Source organism: Vicinamibacterales bacterium (assembly GCA_041659285.1).
GTDB lineage: Bacteria > Acidobacteriota > Vicinamibacteria > Vicinamibacterales > UBA2999 > 12-FULL-67-14b.
This window is the reverse complement of record JBAZYO010000011.1, coordinates 65974-81642: the sequence shown is the minus strand read 5'-3', so window position 1 is coordinate 81642 and position 15669 is coordinate 65974. Positions and strand designations below refer to the sequence as shown.

Annotated in this window: 9 protein-coding genes; 2 read left to right on the top strand and 7 right to left on the bottom strand. The window is 60.6% G+C overall.

The features are described from left to right. Positions 1–137: 137 nt before the first annotated feature. Complete coding sequence (locus WC815_17350; protein MFA5910550.1) at positions 138–2591, top strand: ADOP family duplicated permease; 2454 nt, start codon at positions 138–140, stop codon at positions 2589–2591. Positions 2592–2716: 125 nt separating this feature from the next. On the opposite strand, the gene WC815_17345 is transcribed toward WC815_17350, so the two are convergent. From WC815_17345 to WC815_17315, 7 genes are all read right to left on the bottom strand, one after another. Then, positions 2717–3664, bottom strand: a complete 948-nt coding sequence (locus WC815_17345) for a S41 family peptidase (protein ID MFA5910549.1) — start codon at positions 3662–3664, stop codon at positions 2717–2719. A 116-nt stretch (positions 3665–3780) separates the two neighbouring features. Further along, the gene (locus tag WC815_17340) at positions 3781–6468 is read right to left on the bottom strand and encodes an ADOP family duplicated permease (protein ID MFA5910548.1); all 2688 of its coding nucleotides are present in this window, start codon (positions 6466–6468) and stop codon (positions 3781–3783) included. Positions 6469–6470: 2 nt separating this feature from the next. Continuing rightward, complete coding sequence (locus tag WC815_17335; protein ID MFA5910547.1) at positions 6471–6800, bottom strand: PadR family transcriptional regulator; 330 nt, start codon at positions 6798–6800, stop codon at positions 6471–6473. A gap of 557 nt (positions 6801–7357) precedes the next feature. Then, positions 7358–8311: a hypothetical protein gene (locus WC815_17330; protein MFA5910546.1), complete on the bottom strand. Its 954-nt coding sequence runs from the start codon at positions 8309–8311 to the stop codon at positions 7358–7360. A 435-nt stretch (positions 8312–8746) separates the two neighbouring features. Next, positions 8747–11566 carry a hypothetical protein gene (locus WC815_17325; protein MFA5910545.1) on the bottom strand — a complete coding sequence of 940 codons (2820 nt, stop codon included), beginning with the start codon at positions 11564–11566 and terminating at the stop codon, positions 8747–8749. A gap of 183 nt (positions 11567–11749) precedes the next feature. After that, the gene (locus WC815_17320; GenBank protein ID MFA5910544.1) at positions 11750–14326 is read right to left on the bottom strand and encodes an ABC transporter permease; all 2577 of its coding nucleotides are present in this window, start codon (positions 14324–14326) and stop codon (positions 11750–11752) included. Between the two features lies 1 nt (position 14327). Beyond that, positions 14328–14663 carry a PadR family transcriptional regulator gene (locus WC815_17315; protein MFA5910543.1) on the bottom strand — a complete coding sequence of 112 codons (336 nt, stop codon included), beginning with the start codon at positions 14661–14663 and terminating at the stop codon, positions 14328–14330. 244 nt (positions 14664–14907) lie between these two features. Between WC815_17315 and WC815_17310 the strand changes: the two genes are divergently transcribed. Further along, positions 14908–15474 carry a DUF1684 domain-containing protein gene (locus WC815_17310; GenBank protein MFA5910542.1) on the top strand — a complete coding sequence of 189 codons (567 nt, stop codon included), beginning with the start codon at positions 14908–14910 and terminating at the stop codon, positions 15472–15474. The last annotated feature ends 195 nt before the right edge of the window (positions 15475–15669 follow it).

The window sequence follows — 15669 nt, the reverse complement described above, 5'->3', positions numbered from 1 at the left end:
TTACGTTCCGAGTAAGAGCGCCCCGATGTTCACAGAAGCGAATCAATGCATGCGGCACTGTGGCCTCGAATCTGATACACCACCGAGTATTCGGCTTTCGCTTGTCCCCGTGCTGAGCTGGGACTAGACTCCGGCGCATGGGCGTACCCGTCTCCAACGATTGTCGCTACGCGTTCCGCCATCTGGCGCGATCGCCGCTCTTCTTCCTCGCTGCCGTGCTGACCCTCGCGCTCTCGCTCGGCGCGAACGCGGCGATGTTCAGCCTGCAGAACGCGATCGTGCTCCGCACGCTGCCGATTCCGGATCCGAACGGGTTGATCGGGATTTCAGGACGAAGCGCGCAGGACCAGTTGCGGCTGACGCCGATCCCCGCTGTCGCTGAACTTTCAAAGGACGGTAATCCATTCGTCGGTACCTGTGGCTACAACGCGGGGGTTGTGCTCGCGGTTGCGTCTGAGAGTGCCACGTCGCAGGCGATTGGAGGGTTGGTCACCGGACGCTGTTTCGACACCTTTGGCGTTCGTCCTATCCTCGGGCGCACCATTTCGGACCAGGATGCGCCGCTAGATCGTCCGGGAAGCATGGTCGCGGTTATCAGCCACCGGCTATGGATGCGCATCTTTGGCGGACAGCCCTCGGCAATTGGCCAATCGCTGCGCGTCGAGGGCGCGCGGCTGGTCGTGATCGGCGTGATGCCAAAGGGATTCGATGGCCTGGAGCTCGATGCTGGTGTCGACGTCTACGTACCGTTCGACACCATCTTTCCTGCGCGGGCGGATCGGCGCCCGGCTGCCAGCTATATCCTGGCGCGCTTACGTGACGGCGCCAGCTTCGAGAGCAGTGCGCAGCAGGTAACCGCCGGGTGGCCGACCCTCCTGGACGCGGTCGTTCCAGCGTCCGTGCCCGCCGCAGAACGGGCCAGCCTGCTAGAGGCGCGCCCGCGCGTCGAACGCTTGTCGACGGGCTTCTCATTCCTTCGCACCAACTACGCGCGGCCACTAACGATCATGTCCGGGCTTGCCGGAATTCTGTTGATCCTGGCGTGCATCAATCTCGGCAGCCTGTTGTTATCGCGCGCGATCGAGCGGATGCCTGAGATGTCGATGCGACTGTCGCTCGGCGGAAGCCGTCTGCAAATGGCGAGACAGCTTTTGATCGAGAATGCGATGTTGTCGATGCTAGGCGCCGGACTGGCGATCCTAGTCGCCTTCGCCATTGTCGAGGGCGTCACTTCCTTCCTGCCCGTTGGCAACATCGCCCGCACCATCTCACTCACGCCGGATGCGTTCGTGATCCAGTCAACGCTCGCAGCAGGCTTGGCGAGTGGGATCGTGATGAGCATCCTGCCGATCGCCATGGCTTGGCCTCGCCGGGAGGACCTCGTCATCGCCTGGCATCGCACGGCCGCTCGCGGGACGACGCGGTGGGTGCGAGGGTTGGTGGTGGCGCAGGTCGCGCTCTCGCTGGTACTGGTGGTTGGCGCTGGACTGCTGGGGAGATCCCTATATCTGTTGCAGTCCGTCGATCCCGGAATCGATTCTAGCGACTTGTTGATGGTCAGACTGATGCCGCTCCCAGATGGCTACAAGGACATCGACAACGCTGCCTACTATCCGCCGTTGATCGAGCGTGTGCGGGCGTTGCCTGGCGTGCGATCCGTTGGCCTTGGCCGGGCTTTCCCGCGCATGTTTGGTGCAGGGGGCACCCAGGTGATCAGCGTCATCGGGGAGCCGGCCGAGGGCGTCGGCGCCTTCCTTGAGATCACGTCTCCTGCCTATTTCGAAACTCTTGGCATTTCGTTGCTCGAGGGGCGCACTACCACGTGGGACGACAATGTTCGGACACGTCCGGTCGTGGTTGTGAGCGAACGGCTGGCGCGAATGCTGAGCGCTGACGGCCGCGTCATCGGACGCCGGGTGAAGTTCGGCACCGACCCAATCAACCAGGACGTCGAGATTGTCGGGGTGGTGCGAAGCGCGACGATGGGCAATCCGCGCAACCCGAGCACGCCGGTGTTTTACAGGCCGGCGCTGCAGATGGCGAGGTATGCCAACTACGGAAGTCTCTTCATTCGTGCTGACGAGAGTGTGCACGGGTCGATCAGCGCCGCAACGCGACAGATCGTAGCTGAGGCCGGCCGTGAGTTCGTGCCAGAGATCAGCACCGTCGGCGACGTGCTGAACCGCGCCCCGGCGAGCGAGCGCATGAGCGCCACGCTTGCGGCCACGCTCGGCTTTCTCGCGATGCTGCTGGCGTTCATTGGAGTGTTTGCGGTGCTCGCCTACGACGTCGCTCGGCGCACGCGGGAAATTGGCATCCGCAGCGCCATCGGTGCAACGCCGCGGCAAGTCGTGCGACTGGTCCTTGGTGAAGGAGCGTTGCTGACCGGGCTGGGCGTGATCATCGGCTTGCCGATTGCCTATCTCGGTGCGCGGGTGCTCGGTAACCTGCTATACGGCATTCCTCAATTCGATCCCGCGACGTTTGCGATTGCGGCAGTCTTGTTCATCGCTCTGGGCCTAGCTGCTGGCGTCGTGCCGGCTCGGCGGGCCGCGCGGGTCAATCCGGTGATCGCGCTGAGGGCCGAATAGAGCAGGTCATCAAAGTTGGCACTCGGCTGCATGCCGGTTCGATTCTCGTGTGCGAGGCATCGGAGCCTACGGTAGTCGGACATCTTCGATTGCTGCAATCGAGCGATAGTGGCGGCCGAAGGCCATCACTTTGAGCACCCGCTCTGTGCCGCCAACCAACTGAGAGGCAGGCTGCCTTTGCCGACTTCAGACGGACCGTCCCATAGGTCGTCCGGCTTCACGCCTTCTTGGTATGGCGTTCCTGTCCGGTCCACAAAAGCCCCAGTCGTCAAATTGAGGAGGGAGCCGTCGGACAGAGGGAAGACACGGTTTGCGGTCGTCAGCCCGCGCGTCGTTGCTCCAAACAAGCGCGTTGAGGAACGGCCACGGAACGCAATCGCGATGGCCTCGCCGGAACTGGCTGTGGCCGGCCCGACTAAGACCGCAACCGGCGGCGCATCGACATGAAGATTGACCGTAGGGTTGAGGGTCCTCGCGAGGGTGCGACCATCGGATTTCGCCTCGCCGTTCTCGTAGGACCACGAGGCGCCACTGCCGTCGGGATTCCGAAATGAACCGAGGCGGCCCGCACCCAAAACCGGGCCGATACCAGCCAGCATTGGCCACATATTGCCACCGCCATTTGTACGCAAATCGACGATCCACCCGCAGGGCATAGAAGCCTCAACCGAACCGATTACCCCTTGGAGGTCGGTTGCGAACTTGTCTATTAGCGCTTGATCCGGCGAACCGAATGTGGGGACCAGCACATACCCAAAGCGATCATCAACAATCCGGCCCACAGGTGCGCCCGCTGCCGCCGCACTGCGCGCCGGCAGCGACTTAAGCGCTGCGGGGTCGAGGAAGGCGCTGTGGCGGTCTCCTAGCGCTGTCACAAGCCATTGGACGGCGGCGTGCGTATCGGCCGGCACTTGAGCACCTGCGGCTCGGGAGAGAACCTCCCGTCGCACCATTGGCCAGTCAATTGTGGCCCGGTTGATCGAGTTGGTCTGAGCCAATGTGATCACCGACTCGACGTAGTTGCGAGCGGTGTCTGAGAGGGCCGGCGACGATGCGGTTTGTGCTGTCGCCAACGAACAACTGGCTACCCACACGAGGTACGTAAGAATCATTCTAGCGACGGGCGCAATTCGGCTGTCCTTGGGCATGATGTCCTCTGGCAAGAGATTCAGTGAGAGCTGAAGGAAAACTACTCCGAGCGTAGCGCGATAACAGGGTCGACGTTCGCAGCCTTGCGCGCAGGAAGAATCCCGGCCAGCAGGCCAATCACCAGGAAGATCGCTCCGGAAGCAATGAAGGTGAGCGTGTCGGTTTCGGAAATTCCGAACAGCATCGCCCTCAACAATCGGGCGGCTAGGAAAGCCGCTGGAACGCCGACGGCCAATCCGATCATAGTGAGGACGCTGGCGTCCCTGATTACCGACCGTGCCACCATCCCCGGGTCCGCGCCAACCGCGACGCGCACGCCAATCTCGCGCGTGCGGCGGGTCACGGAGTAGGACAGGACGCCATGAATGCCGATTACGGCGAGCAAAACCGCCAGCCCGCCCATCACGCCGGCCAGTGTCGCGGTCATACGCTCACTCGAGGGAGCGCGCGCGAACAATTCTTCGAGGGTCACGATCTCCCGGGCATACTCCCTTCCGGTTTCCGCCAAGATTGCGCGAACGGCGGGTGCAGTCGATTCCAGGCTGTTGGTCGTTGCGATCAGGATGTTCGGCGCGCTGAAGTTCGCGCCTGATAGCGCCGGTGGCACGAACGCAATCGGCGGCTGTTCAACACGGAGGTTGCCGAGATTGAGGTTGCCGACCACGCCAACGATGGTCATGTCCTGGCGGTCCCGCAGCGTGCCGAACCGAATACGGCGCTGCAGTACATCGCCATCCGGCCGTAACTGTCGTGCGAGGCTTTCCGTAACGATGCAAACCCGGGCCGCGGCCGCGCTGTCCGACCACGTAAAAAATCGTCCGGCGATCAGTGGTGTGCCGACAGTCTCGAAGAACCCCGGCGACGCGGTGTCGGCTAGCGATAGGATGTCCGACTCGGGCTCGCCGACGAACGAGACCGGGGTCGCAGGGGCGAAAGTCTGTCGCGGAAATGCCTGCGACATCCCGACGGATTGCACGCCGGGCAACGCTGCGATCCGCTCGAGCATTGCCGGGTAATGGGAGTCGGAGATGGTGCCCGTCGCGGACGCCGGCGTCGCCGAGCGGCCACGAGGCAGTGGAAACAGGTCGACGTCGATGACATTCGCAGTCCTGACTCCGATGTCCACGCGCTGAAGCAAGTACAGGGACTTCACGAGCAAGCCGGCGCCGATCACAATCACCACCGCTACTGCGACCTGCACGATCAGCAGGCCACGCACCCACCTATTCGTCGACGGGGCGACCGTCCGGTCCCAGGTAAACGGAGCGGAAACCTGCCGGCGGACAGCAAGCCATACTGGCAGTGCTGTAATCAGCACACCGGCCAGCACCCCAATTACCGCCATCAGCGCAAGAATCGACGCATCCGGTGTCAGGTCGATTGTCCGGTGGATGCGGCTTTGCGGCATGAACGAATCGATCTGTGCGACGAGCGCGTACGACAGCGGAATTGCCAACGCGGTGCCCAAAATAGAGAGGACCAGTCCCTCGACCAGCATCTGCTGCGCGATACGGTAACGACTACCACCGAGCGCGAGCCTCACCGCCAGTTCGTTGCTGCGTGCGCTGAGCCGCGTCAACAGCAGGCCGCCGACGTTCACGCACATCAGCACCAGCAGCAGCGTCGTCAATGCGGCCACGATGCGAAAAGCCGTGCCGTACCGGCGGCGCAATGTTGAGGAAATGCCTGTCCCGATCTGCGCAAGGTTCGTGGTGTTTCCGTAAAGATTCGCCCCTTCGGAGGCCTTGGTGACGTCGCCGGTGGTGGCGGACCTTATTTCCGGCCACATCGCGGCGACCCGCGCGGAAGCCTGTTCGAACGAAACGCCATCCCGCAGCCGGCCGACGAGTTGGGTCGCGACGGGCCGCCGTTCCTTTGGCGCGGGAAAGATCGTGTCGGGAGGCACAAAGAAGTCGACCGCCGTATCCACGTGCAAACCGCCGAATCCTTCCGGTGTCACGCCGATGACGGTCAGCTCGATGGTTTCAACGCGAAAGGTCCTGCCGATTACTGCGGGATCGCGGCTGAACATCCGAGTCCAGAAGCGGTGACTGATGACCGCGACTTTGTTGCCCGGCGCCGACCATGGGGCATCGTCGGCAACAATCGGCCGGCCCATGAATGGCGCGACACCAAAGATCTCGAAGCAGCCGCCGGAGATAAACGCATACAGAGCCATGGCGGGAATGCCGTTCGCCTCCACGGTCGAGACGCCACCGCCGTTGTAGCCGCACAATGTGGAGAAGGGCCCAGTCGCGAGGAATGCGTGAACGGCAGCATAGGGCAAATAGCGTTCACGCCCGCGTTCGTCAACGGTTGTCAGACTGACGAGGCCGTCGGGATTGGGAACCGGCAGCCGTTTGTATACCAGGGCATTGAGAACGCTCACCATGGTGGCATTGGCGCCGATGCCGATGGCGAGCGTGAGCACCGCCGACGCCGCGAATCCGGGCGAGCGGCGCATCTGACGGAACGCGCACTTCAGATCCTGAAAAGCTGTTTCTATCAGCATCCCCATCCTGATGTCCCGCACCTGTTCCTTGATCGGCTCGATCCGATTGAGTTCGATCATCGCCCGGCGACGCGCTTCAATTGGCGCGAGGCCGGCTGCAATCTTCTCGTCAATCAAGAGATCGAGTGTCGAGTTCATCTCGTCATCCAGGTCGCGTTCGACTCGATCGCGGTGGCGGAGATTGCGCCAGAGGCTACGCAGGCGTGAGACCAGCACGGTTACGTCTCAAGCGCGTGGCCAATCGCCATCGCTACACGATTCCACTGGGCGGTTTCATCCCCGAGACGCCGTCGCCCCGACTTGGTGAGCGCGTAGAACTTGGCGCGCCGGTTGTTCTCTGACGGTTGCCAGTCCGACGATAGAGCCCCGGCCTCCTCGAGACGGTGCAAAGCGGGAAAGAGCGAACCGGGCTGGACAGAGAAGGTGCCCCGGGTGATCTGCTCGATGCGCCGAGAGACGCCCAAGCCATGCAACTCGCCGGGGCTGAGCGCCTTGAGAATCAGAAGATCCAGCGTGCCTTGCAGAACGGTTGCTCGAGTATCGTTCATCGGGGCTCCTATCGAGATTCGATAGGAGTCTCACCCAACTAGCTACTTGGCGGCAAGCGGTATTTCATGACGTCATGATTCGTATGGAAATAACCTTGCGGGCCGGCCCTAGATGCATGAGCCCCAAAGATGGACCTGCTCCGGCCGCAGTTCGCTCCAGAATTGCGCACGGATCGGTCGGCCTACGGCCAGTGCTGGCACGCGCCGCCTACTCTTACCCGACGACGTAACTCAACACATACCGTAAATCTGGTCGCTGCTGACAATACCCTGCGCCGCCTACCCATGTGCCAACGGCCTCAGACGTCACGCGGCCGGGGAGCATGCCCTGCGGGGTAACTTCCTCAAGGGGAAAGAACCTCGATGGCATCGAGACCGGGAATCACGATAACTGGGAGCAGACGGAATACAGCGAAAGCCACTGGATCCAGTGCTTCGCGGAGCGCGGCGGCGTCTGCGTCGCCCAGAGCGACAGATTCATCATCAATATCTGGAACCCCGCGTTTCCCGCTTAGGGCGCTTTTGCGCCAGCACACACAAGTCAGGCATCGCGAGGTTTACTTGCCCATGTCCTGCACCAGAAGGACGATGGCAGCTGCCGTCGCGGTCACGGCATATTGCGCGACGTGACGGTCTACGTTGCGCACGGTGGACCCGCCGCCATGCGAGCTGCTCAAGCGATTGCGCATTCGGGCGACGAGTGTGAGTGGTTCCTGAAACGTGCCGGCGTCGAGCGTCGACTTCGCCAGAACGGCCGGAATGAGATGCCCGGAGGTGTCTTTGCCCGGTTGAACCGTGATGCCATTCCTCTTGCAGAGGACCTTCAGCACGCTCTCGAAGGCGCTGCCGCACTTCCCGAGGCAGTCGGCATAGTCCGCGGCCCGGTAGTCCTGCAACGCTCGGCGGAACTCGTCGTCCGCGCCCGCATAGACGGGGTCGGCGAGCACCGAGAGCGCCGGGAGCACGGCTTCAGTGTGCGCGGCCTCCTCATCCACGCGCACCACGCGCGGGAACGCCACGCGGATGATGCTGACGTAGCGCGGGCCCGGCTCTTCCCGCGTGATGCCTGGAAGAAGCTGGAACGGTGCGCCGTCTCGTCGGAAGATGTCGTTAAGTGCAGCGACGAATTGATTCTCCTCGCCGAGCATGCGTGACGACACGTCCAGCTTGAAGCTCGCCTCGATGAAATCAAAGAGATGCTCCGCCGTGCACTGATTCGTGAAGGCCATGACGTCTTCGGCTTCGCTGCGCTGCCGCTGTTCGGCGAGATTCGCCCGTCCGTAAAGCAGTCGCAGGGCCTGGTGAATCTGAGCGAAGAACGCGGCGCCGTGGTCTTCGGCGTAGCCCCATCCGCGCGTATTCAGGCGTCCAGAGATGACCTCGTCGTAAAGCAGTAGGATTCGCCCGTGCAACTCGCGCGAAATGGTCGGTGGCTTGTAGCCGGGGCCGTGAGCCTTCTGGCGGTTCGAGAAGACATCGAACAACTGGCCAAGACGGTCCGTCAGAGACATGGATGGCGGCAATTCTATTCGGCATGCTCTCGATGGTCCACAAGCTCGCTGTGGGGCTAGCCTCAACGGCTGGAAGCGTTAGCAGCGATGCCGATCGCAAGCGAAGCCCCTGGGAGCAAGGCCCAAGCGTCGGGAGATCAACCGCTACGTCATTCAGCGCGTAGCGCCGTTACCGGGTCGATCTGCATCGCGCGTCTGGCGGGGACGTAGGCTGCCGTCAAGGCCGTCAGCAAGAAGGCACCCAATGACCACTAGGTACACAGACGGGTCGTGCGGTTGGATCTCGAACAGATATGCGCCCAATGCTTGCGTCAGCAGCAGCGCGGCAGGCAAGCCGAGCAACAGGGGTCACATGCGCTGCGGGAGTGTGCAGGAAGGGCTTACGAGGTGTTCTCCGTATGCTCATGATCCCGAGACATTAGGCTCTTGAGGGTCTCAGTGCAGCAAGTCGTAGCGCCGTTCTCTTCGACGAAAGGCGTCCGTGCCTCCTTCGAGGATCCGGCAGACCTGTTGCTTTATGCCGGCCTGGGGTGGCCGATCGTCCTCTAGCGCCCCACTCACGTAGGTGATGTGCGGCAGGCCGTTCGGCTGTCGGGAACAGTGCGCTACGACGACCTGTTCGGAATCAGCGTTCACAACGAGATTGGGGTTGTGAGTGATCAGAATGATCTGCCGTCGCGTCTTGGCCGCCCTGAAATAAGCCGTCAAGAGCTGAAAGATCGACTCGTTGTCGAGGTTTTCATCCGGCTGGTCGACAATCAAGGGCCGTGAATCTCTAGTGTCCATGCCCAAATACAAGATCAGCAAGACGATCCCCTTGGTGCCGGGCGACAGTTTTTCGAGGTCCACGCCGTTGTACTTCAACCCATAGCGCAACGAGATGTGAGCGACGTCATAGAGCCATGTAAGAAACTGCTCCACCGTCGTGTCGCCCCTGAGATAGTCTCGATGGGACTGTTTCTTGAATTCCGCGACAAACATCTCTACGGCCGGCTTGATTGTGGCCGGGTCACCTGAAGTCCAAGCAGGAACGAGAATGTTCTTTGCCGCCTTACCGAGCTCAGCGAACGTGCCATAGGGCAGGGTTCGGCGCTGATCAAACAGAGCGACACCACGTGCGAGCCACTGTTCCAGATCCGCCTCCCACTGAATAGCGAACTCAAGCTCCTTTTCTGTGGCAGATGCCGATTCCGATCCCAAATGTTTCTTCACCGGACCGTAGAGTTCTTGCAATGTCTTGTGCTCAGCCGTTAGGTTTGCAAAATAGCCGACATAGGCCGCACTTCGCTCCTCATATGCAGCTGCAATCCGTAGCTTCTCCGGTCCTTCTATCTGCTTAATCTCGGCGTCCAAGCGCATGAGCTCAGCCTCAATCAATGCGATGCGCATCTGGATCGATTGAATGCGGGACTGACGGGCCTTGTCTACAGACTCCTTGGCCACAAGGGCTTTGATCTGCGCCTCAAGCCATCGCATGGTGTGCTCAGCCGGATTGTCGTTCCCTCCCTCCAGGGCCGCTACGGATGCTTTCAATTCTGTGGTCCGCTTCAAGAGTGGGCTGTCCGTATCGCCGGAGAAGGTTGCTTTGAAGGCGGCATGCTCTTCGGCAGGAATACCCGCTTCGCTCAGGAGCGCAGCCAGATCGGCACTAAACCGACCGGCGGTCACCGTGAACTGCTGCACTCGGGCTCTAATATCGGCTACCTTCTGCAGGCGTTGCTTTTCGCTGGCAATCTTCTGTTGTATTGCTACAAGGGCTGCTCGCTTGCCCTGCAACTCTACCTGTAGCTTCGCTTCCTCCTCAGTCGCGGGCTTCGGCATCTGTTTCAACAGGCCGACCTTTTCTTCCGTCAGGGTCGTGACGCGCTTGCGCTTCTCGGGCAGCCGGCTCTGACTATCGCGAAGACGACACTCCTCTCGAATCAGATCGCGCACCTCAGAGGCGAGCCGCTGCGCTTCTGTCCTGATTGCATGAGTCCGCTCTGACCTGAGTTCCTGGAAGTTTGAAGCGTTCAGGGTCTCGGTTGGGTCAATATGAGTAAATACAACATCCTCAATTTCTCGAACCAGCTCGCCTCCGATGTGGTCATCCGAGCAGAGCCTTTCGACAAACTTCTGAGATAGATAGCGAACTTCCCGATTAGCAGGCTGGGCATCGCCAAGTCTTGCCTTGGTGGTTCTCCCATCCAGCCAATTCAGGCTGACGGTTAGGTCGTTCAGGTTGGCGCCCGCTCTGTTCAGGAAGCTCGTAGGTTCGTCGGTGTCCCAACTGCCAGCCGTGTAGGCCGACATTTCGGCGAGCGCAGACTTGCCCGAGCCCTTCTGGCCGATGATTGACACAAGGCCAGAGTTGAGAGCAATCTCGCGCTCCTCGAACCAGCCGTTGGCTTTACTGAGACCGATCGACTTAATAATGCGGGCTTCGTCGTGGTAGATGGGCGGCGTCGGGCCGATGTGAATTCGATCAGCCGGCTCATAGAGCAGCTGGCGCAAGCCCTCAAACGTCGGGTTTGCTTTGACCCAGCATTGTCGATCTTGATCCGGCTTGAAGAGCTTTTCAATCGAATGGGCGTCCGAGCCGTGGATGCATGGTTTCGGGCCTCCGAGCTTCTTAACCGTGTCCGCGTCTTCGCCGGCCCCCTGTGCAAGCCAAAACTCACGCTCGCCTGGACGTCCTGAGAACAGCATGTGACTAAATCGTGTAATTTCCTCCCGATGGGCGGCCCAACCGCCCTGTTTAAGAAAACCTGAAAGGCCGTCGTCGCCAGCGGAAACTACGACGAGGCTGTTCGTCTTTAGCCAATGCTCATCCTCGTACCAACTTCGAAAGGCCGTGAAATCGATCTTGAATTGCTCGACGCCCTTGGTGAGGGCTTTGACCTCGTCGCTGATCGATGGGTCAAATGCCTTTCCCAAGTCAATCAACTGAGCGCGCGTACACGAGTAGGGACGCCGGTTGTATGTCCACGAGAGGCGTGTCAATGCTTCATTGATCAGTTTTTCGTGATCAGCATTGTCCGGGCAAACGAGGAGGTGGATATTGACCGGCGTGGCCTTGTCGGTTGGCGGAGCGAAGCGGAATTCGATGTTTGGAATCAGCAGCTCGACGCTCGGAATGCGCCCTGACGCCTTCTCAGATTTCAGCCGTGAATAGCCTTCTAAGGTGAGGTAGTCGGTCACGCCGATTACACGAACATCGGTATGCGCTTCGATTGCCTTGAGGTACTCCTCCCAGTCACCGAACTGGTTGTTCATGTTTGTTGCAGGGGTGTGGACATGGAGGTCCCACCGCCGCCACTCTGATCCCTTTGAGAACATTGATACCCCAGCGGTCGCTGCTATCCGTCCGCGTCTGCAGGAATATGGCACGACTACCGTTGAGCTGCCAGCGGTATCTAATCCATAGCCGTAGCGCGTTAGCCATGAATCCTCGCAGACTTATTCGGCGGTCAGGATATCGCTTGGGGATGTTAACGACGGTCGACGCACACACGCAACAACCACAATTATCGACAGTGTCAGCATCGTGGCGATGACCCCAACGGCGCCCACTAGGTCAAAGGGCGAAAGTGAGTTCGCGACTAAGTCGGCGTAGCGCCACGCCAAGCCGATGGCGAACACCGACCCCGCCATGCTCCCGGCGGCAACGGGCCACAAGTGACTGCCGACCAGCAAGGTGACAATTTGTTTCGGCGTTGATCCCAAGGCGAGCCGCAGTGCGATCTCGCGCCGCCGCCGCGCCACGTTGTAGCTGACCAGACCAAGGAGAGCGGTCGTCGTAAGTAGCACGCCACCGACTCCGAAAAAGGTGAACAGGACGGCCAAGGCACGCGCGGGAAAAGATGCTTTAGCCACGCGATCCGAGAATGCGTACCCGCCACCGGCGGCCCCCGGGGCTGCCGCGTCGATCGAGCGAGACAGTTCCGTGATCGCTGTTGACGCATTGTGTCGCGTTCTCACGACAAAGCTTGAACTGGTCGAGGCGAGCGTATGAATCAAGGGCGGCGGCGTTTCTCCAGGGACTCGGAATGGAGTATCAGCGGAAACACCGACGACATGGATAGGCACGGGTGGACGACCATCAACATGGCGCCAGAGGGTCAAACCAACAGCCGACTGGCTGCCGAACACACGCCGGGCCAGCGTCGAATTGATCACCGCGATTGAGGACTCAGAAGGCTGGAGGATGTCGCGGTCGACAAATTCGCGTCCATCAAGGACGCCAATACCCAAAGTGTGAAAATAGCCAGGCCCCACACCCTGCTCGATCGCCTTCACCTCAATCGCGCTCTCCCCGGACTGTGAGCGGAGGATTGGTTCACCGTATGCGGCCTGAAATGGCAGGTACCAAGCCCAAGACACGCTCTCCACGTCAGGGTGCTGTTCAAGCGCCTGGCGTATCCGGCCTCTTGTGGCAGTTCGCTCTGCGGGTGGAAGGCGCCGATCAAAGACGACATCGACCCAGGCGGCACGTTCGACTTCAAATCCTGGACTTTGCGCGCCGATGACTCGTGTGTTCTGCCACGCCAATTGAGTCACGAAGAGCAGGACGGTTGAGAGACACACCTGAATCGCCAGGAGCCATCGACGGGCCTTCGGCTCTCCGTTGATCGCGCGCACGCTCATCCCTGCAAGGCCGGCGCGGCGAATCTGAAGGATTGGCCAGAATCCAGTCACGGCTGTACTGCCTGCCCCTAATGCGGCGCATATCGCGATCGTGCCGAGGTTCGGTGAGAAAGCCATCGACAGCATGACGTCCTGCACTGGAATCTCGACAGCCGAGGCTAGCCGAGCCGAGGCGGCACAAACGAGGACACCTGTACCCGCGCCGAGCAACCCGAGCATCGATGACTCAAGCACTTGCTGCCGCACCAAGTGAGCCGAGGTCGCACCTAGAGCCCGGCAGACCTGGTGCTGTGGAATGCGCTTCGTCGATCTGGCCAGAAGCATCCCTGCGGCATTGCTGCATGCGATGGCCATAAAGAGGATCGCAATGCTGCCAATGACGCTGGCGACGATCACGACGGCTCGATCGAATCCCTCCGACGCGTACTTCGCTAATCCACTGGCCGGGGTCAAGCGTAGCCGGCTTGCCTGAGCTTCATCCAGCATGGGCACAAGCTGCTGGCGAGTACTTTCGATTGTTGCTCCCGGTCGAAGGCGCGCTACTGGCCAGAACCGATCTCTCGCCGGAGCGCTGCGATCCAAAGCTTGAGGATGCAAGTCGAGGTTAAATGGGATGAACACGTCGGGTGTGACGCCGTATCCCTGAATCGCCCTGTAGGTAGGCGACATGACCCCGATGACCGTGTACGGCACATCGTTGAGCACCAGCGTTTGCCCCAGAACCTCTCGATCGGTGCCAATTCTTCTAGAGAATCGGTGTCCGAGAACGATAACCCGGGGATTCGATTCGAGGCGGGTTTCATTCCCTGTCCACAAGCGGCCGAACGCCGCGGTTCCGCCAATCGCGTCCCAGAAATTGGCCGACAAGCAGTTCGCGACGATTGGTCGCAGCTGATCGCCCTGCCGCCAGCGCACCGGGCTGGCACATTGCCCACCCGCCGCGACCTCATCGAAGATTCCGCTGTCGCGCACTTCACGCCAGATCGGGTAGGACACCGACGAGAATCGGACAAGGCGTTCGGGTTGCCGAGCGGTGACGTCGTGGAGCATCACCGCATCGACGAGGGCAAATACCGTCACGACGACGCCGATTCCCAAGCCGAGGCACAGTGTCACTGCGACGGACGTCAGCCGATCTCGCCAAATGCTGCGCCACGCGTATCGCACGTCTCGCGCCAGTCCGTCCACAGGTGATGCCAACACGGCGTCAACGGTCTGAGCGCGAATAAGTGAGGGGTCGCCAAACCGGTCGCGTGCAGCTGCTCGGGCTTCGTCTGCGTCAGTCCCGTCCTTCTCCAGTTCGGCCTGAATTCGACTGTAGTGATAGCCGATCTCTTCAGCAATGTCATCGTTTGGATCGTCCCGTCGCTTGCGGCCGAACCACGCCATATCAAGACTCCAGCACGAGGGACATCGCTCGAACGACGGCGCACCAGCGCTCTTGTTCACTTTGGAGTCGACGACGACCGCGTGCGGTCAGCGCGTAATACCTGGCGCGGCGATTGTTATCGGAGATCGCCCACTTGCCGGTAACGAATCCGTCGCGCTCCAGTCGCCGGAGGGCCGGGTAGAGCGAACCTTCTTCGATCCGGAGCACGGATCGTGATTGGAGTTCGATTGACCGGGCAATGCCCCAACCGTGCATCGGTTCCTGTGACAGAGCCTTGAGAATCAGTAAGTCCAGAGTGCCTTGCACCAGCTCACCGCCCGATCGTTTTGCACTCATCCATGAATCCTTCGGTCAACAAGTTGGGCGATTCTCCTATCATGCGTCTAGGGAAGTCAAGGGGAGCACCCGGCCGTCTGTTCAAGAGCCCTTGGCTGATGATGTCGACTTCAGGTATATGGGTAGTGCCAATCAGTTGTGAGATCGCGTTTTCGCGCGAAGCGATGCTTCGGAAAGAAGGGCTCGAATGAGGTGTGCGAGGCGATCAGCCATCAGGCGAACCCTGGGTTTTACGATTGCTGTCGTGGCACTCGGGTGTTCTTCGGAGCCCACGTCGGCCGGAGGCTACGTCAATATTATCCACTCTGAACGCGCCGCCAAGGACGCCGCGCTTCGCGATGCGTCAGAGCCTATTCCGGAAGCCCTCAAGCCCACCCTGTTACCACTTAAATACTACGCGGTAGACGAACGGTGCGATATCCCGGCAGCGATGACTCCTTTCAGCGGCGCCCTTCCGCAATCGATGGTTTACTCGGACGGCGCGGTGAGAAAAGTTCGGCGCGTCGGCACACTCCGGTTTCGACTAAATGGGCGGGCGCTTGAACTGAATGCATTCGTAGAAGTTGGTGCCTCCGAGCAGGACCTGTTCGTCCCTTTCGGCGACCTTACGAACGGCACCGAGACCTACCCGGCAGGTCGAATGTTAGATGTCAGGCGCACCGTGACTGATCTCTACGATTTGGACTTCAATAAAGCGTATAACCCCAGCTGCTACTACAATCCGGCTTACTCTTGTCCGATTCCGCCCAGGGAGAACCGGCTAGCGGTTGCTGTGACCGCGGGCGAACACGTCAACCCTAGGCACCCGTAGACCGGCCCACGCCCGTTGGGCTGACAATACGGCGAGTTTCACCATGCGGCGATTCCGACTCCACGTGACCGGCAACCAAGGGCACATGAGGCCATTCAGACCTCGCCAGTTAGCCGGGATTTGCACGGGCCTGTCACGGTGAGCTGCCGCTCTCTGGATATGTCGCGGCCTCTGTCAGTCTATTTTCCAACGTGC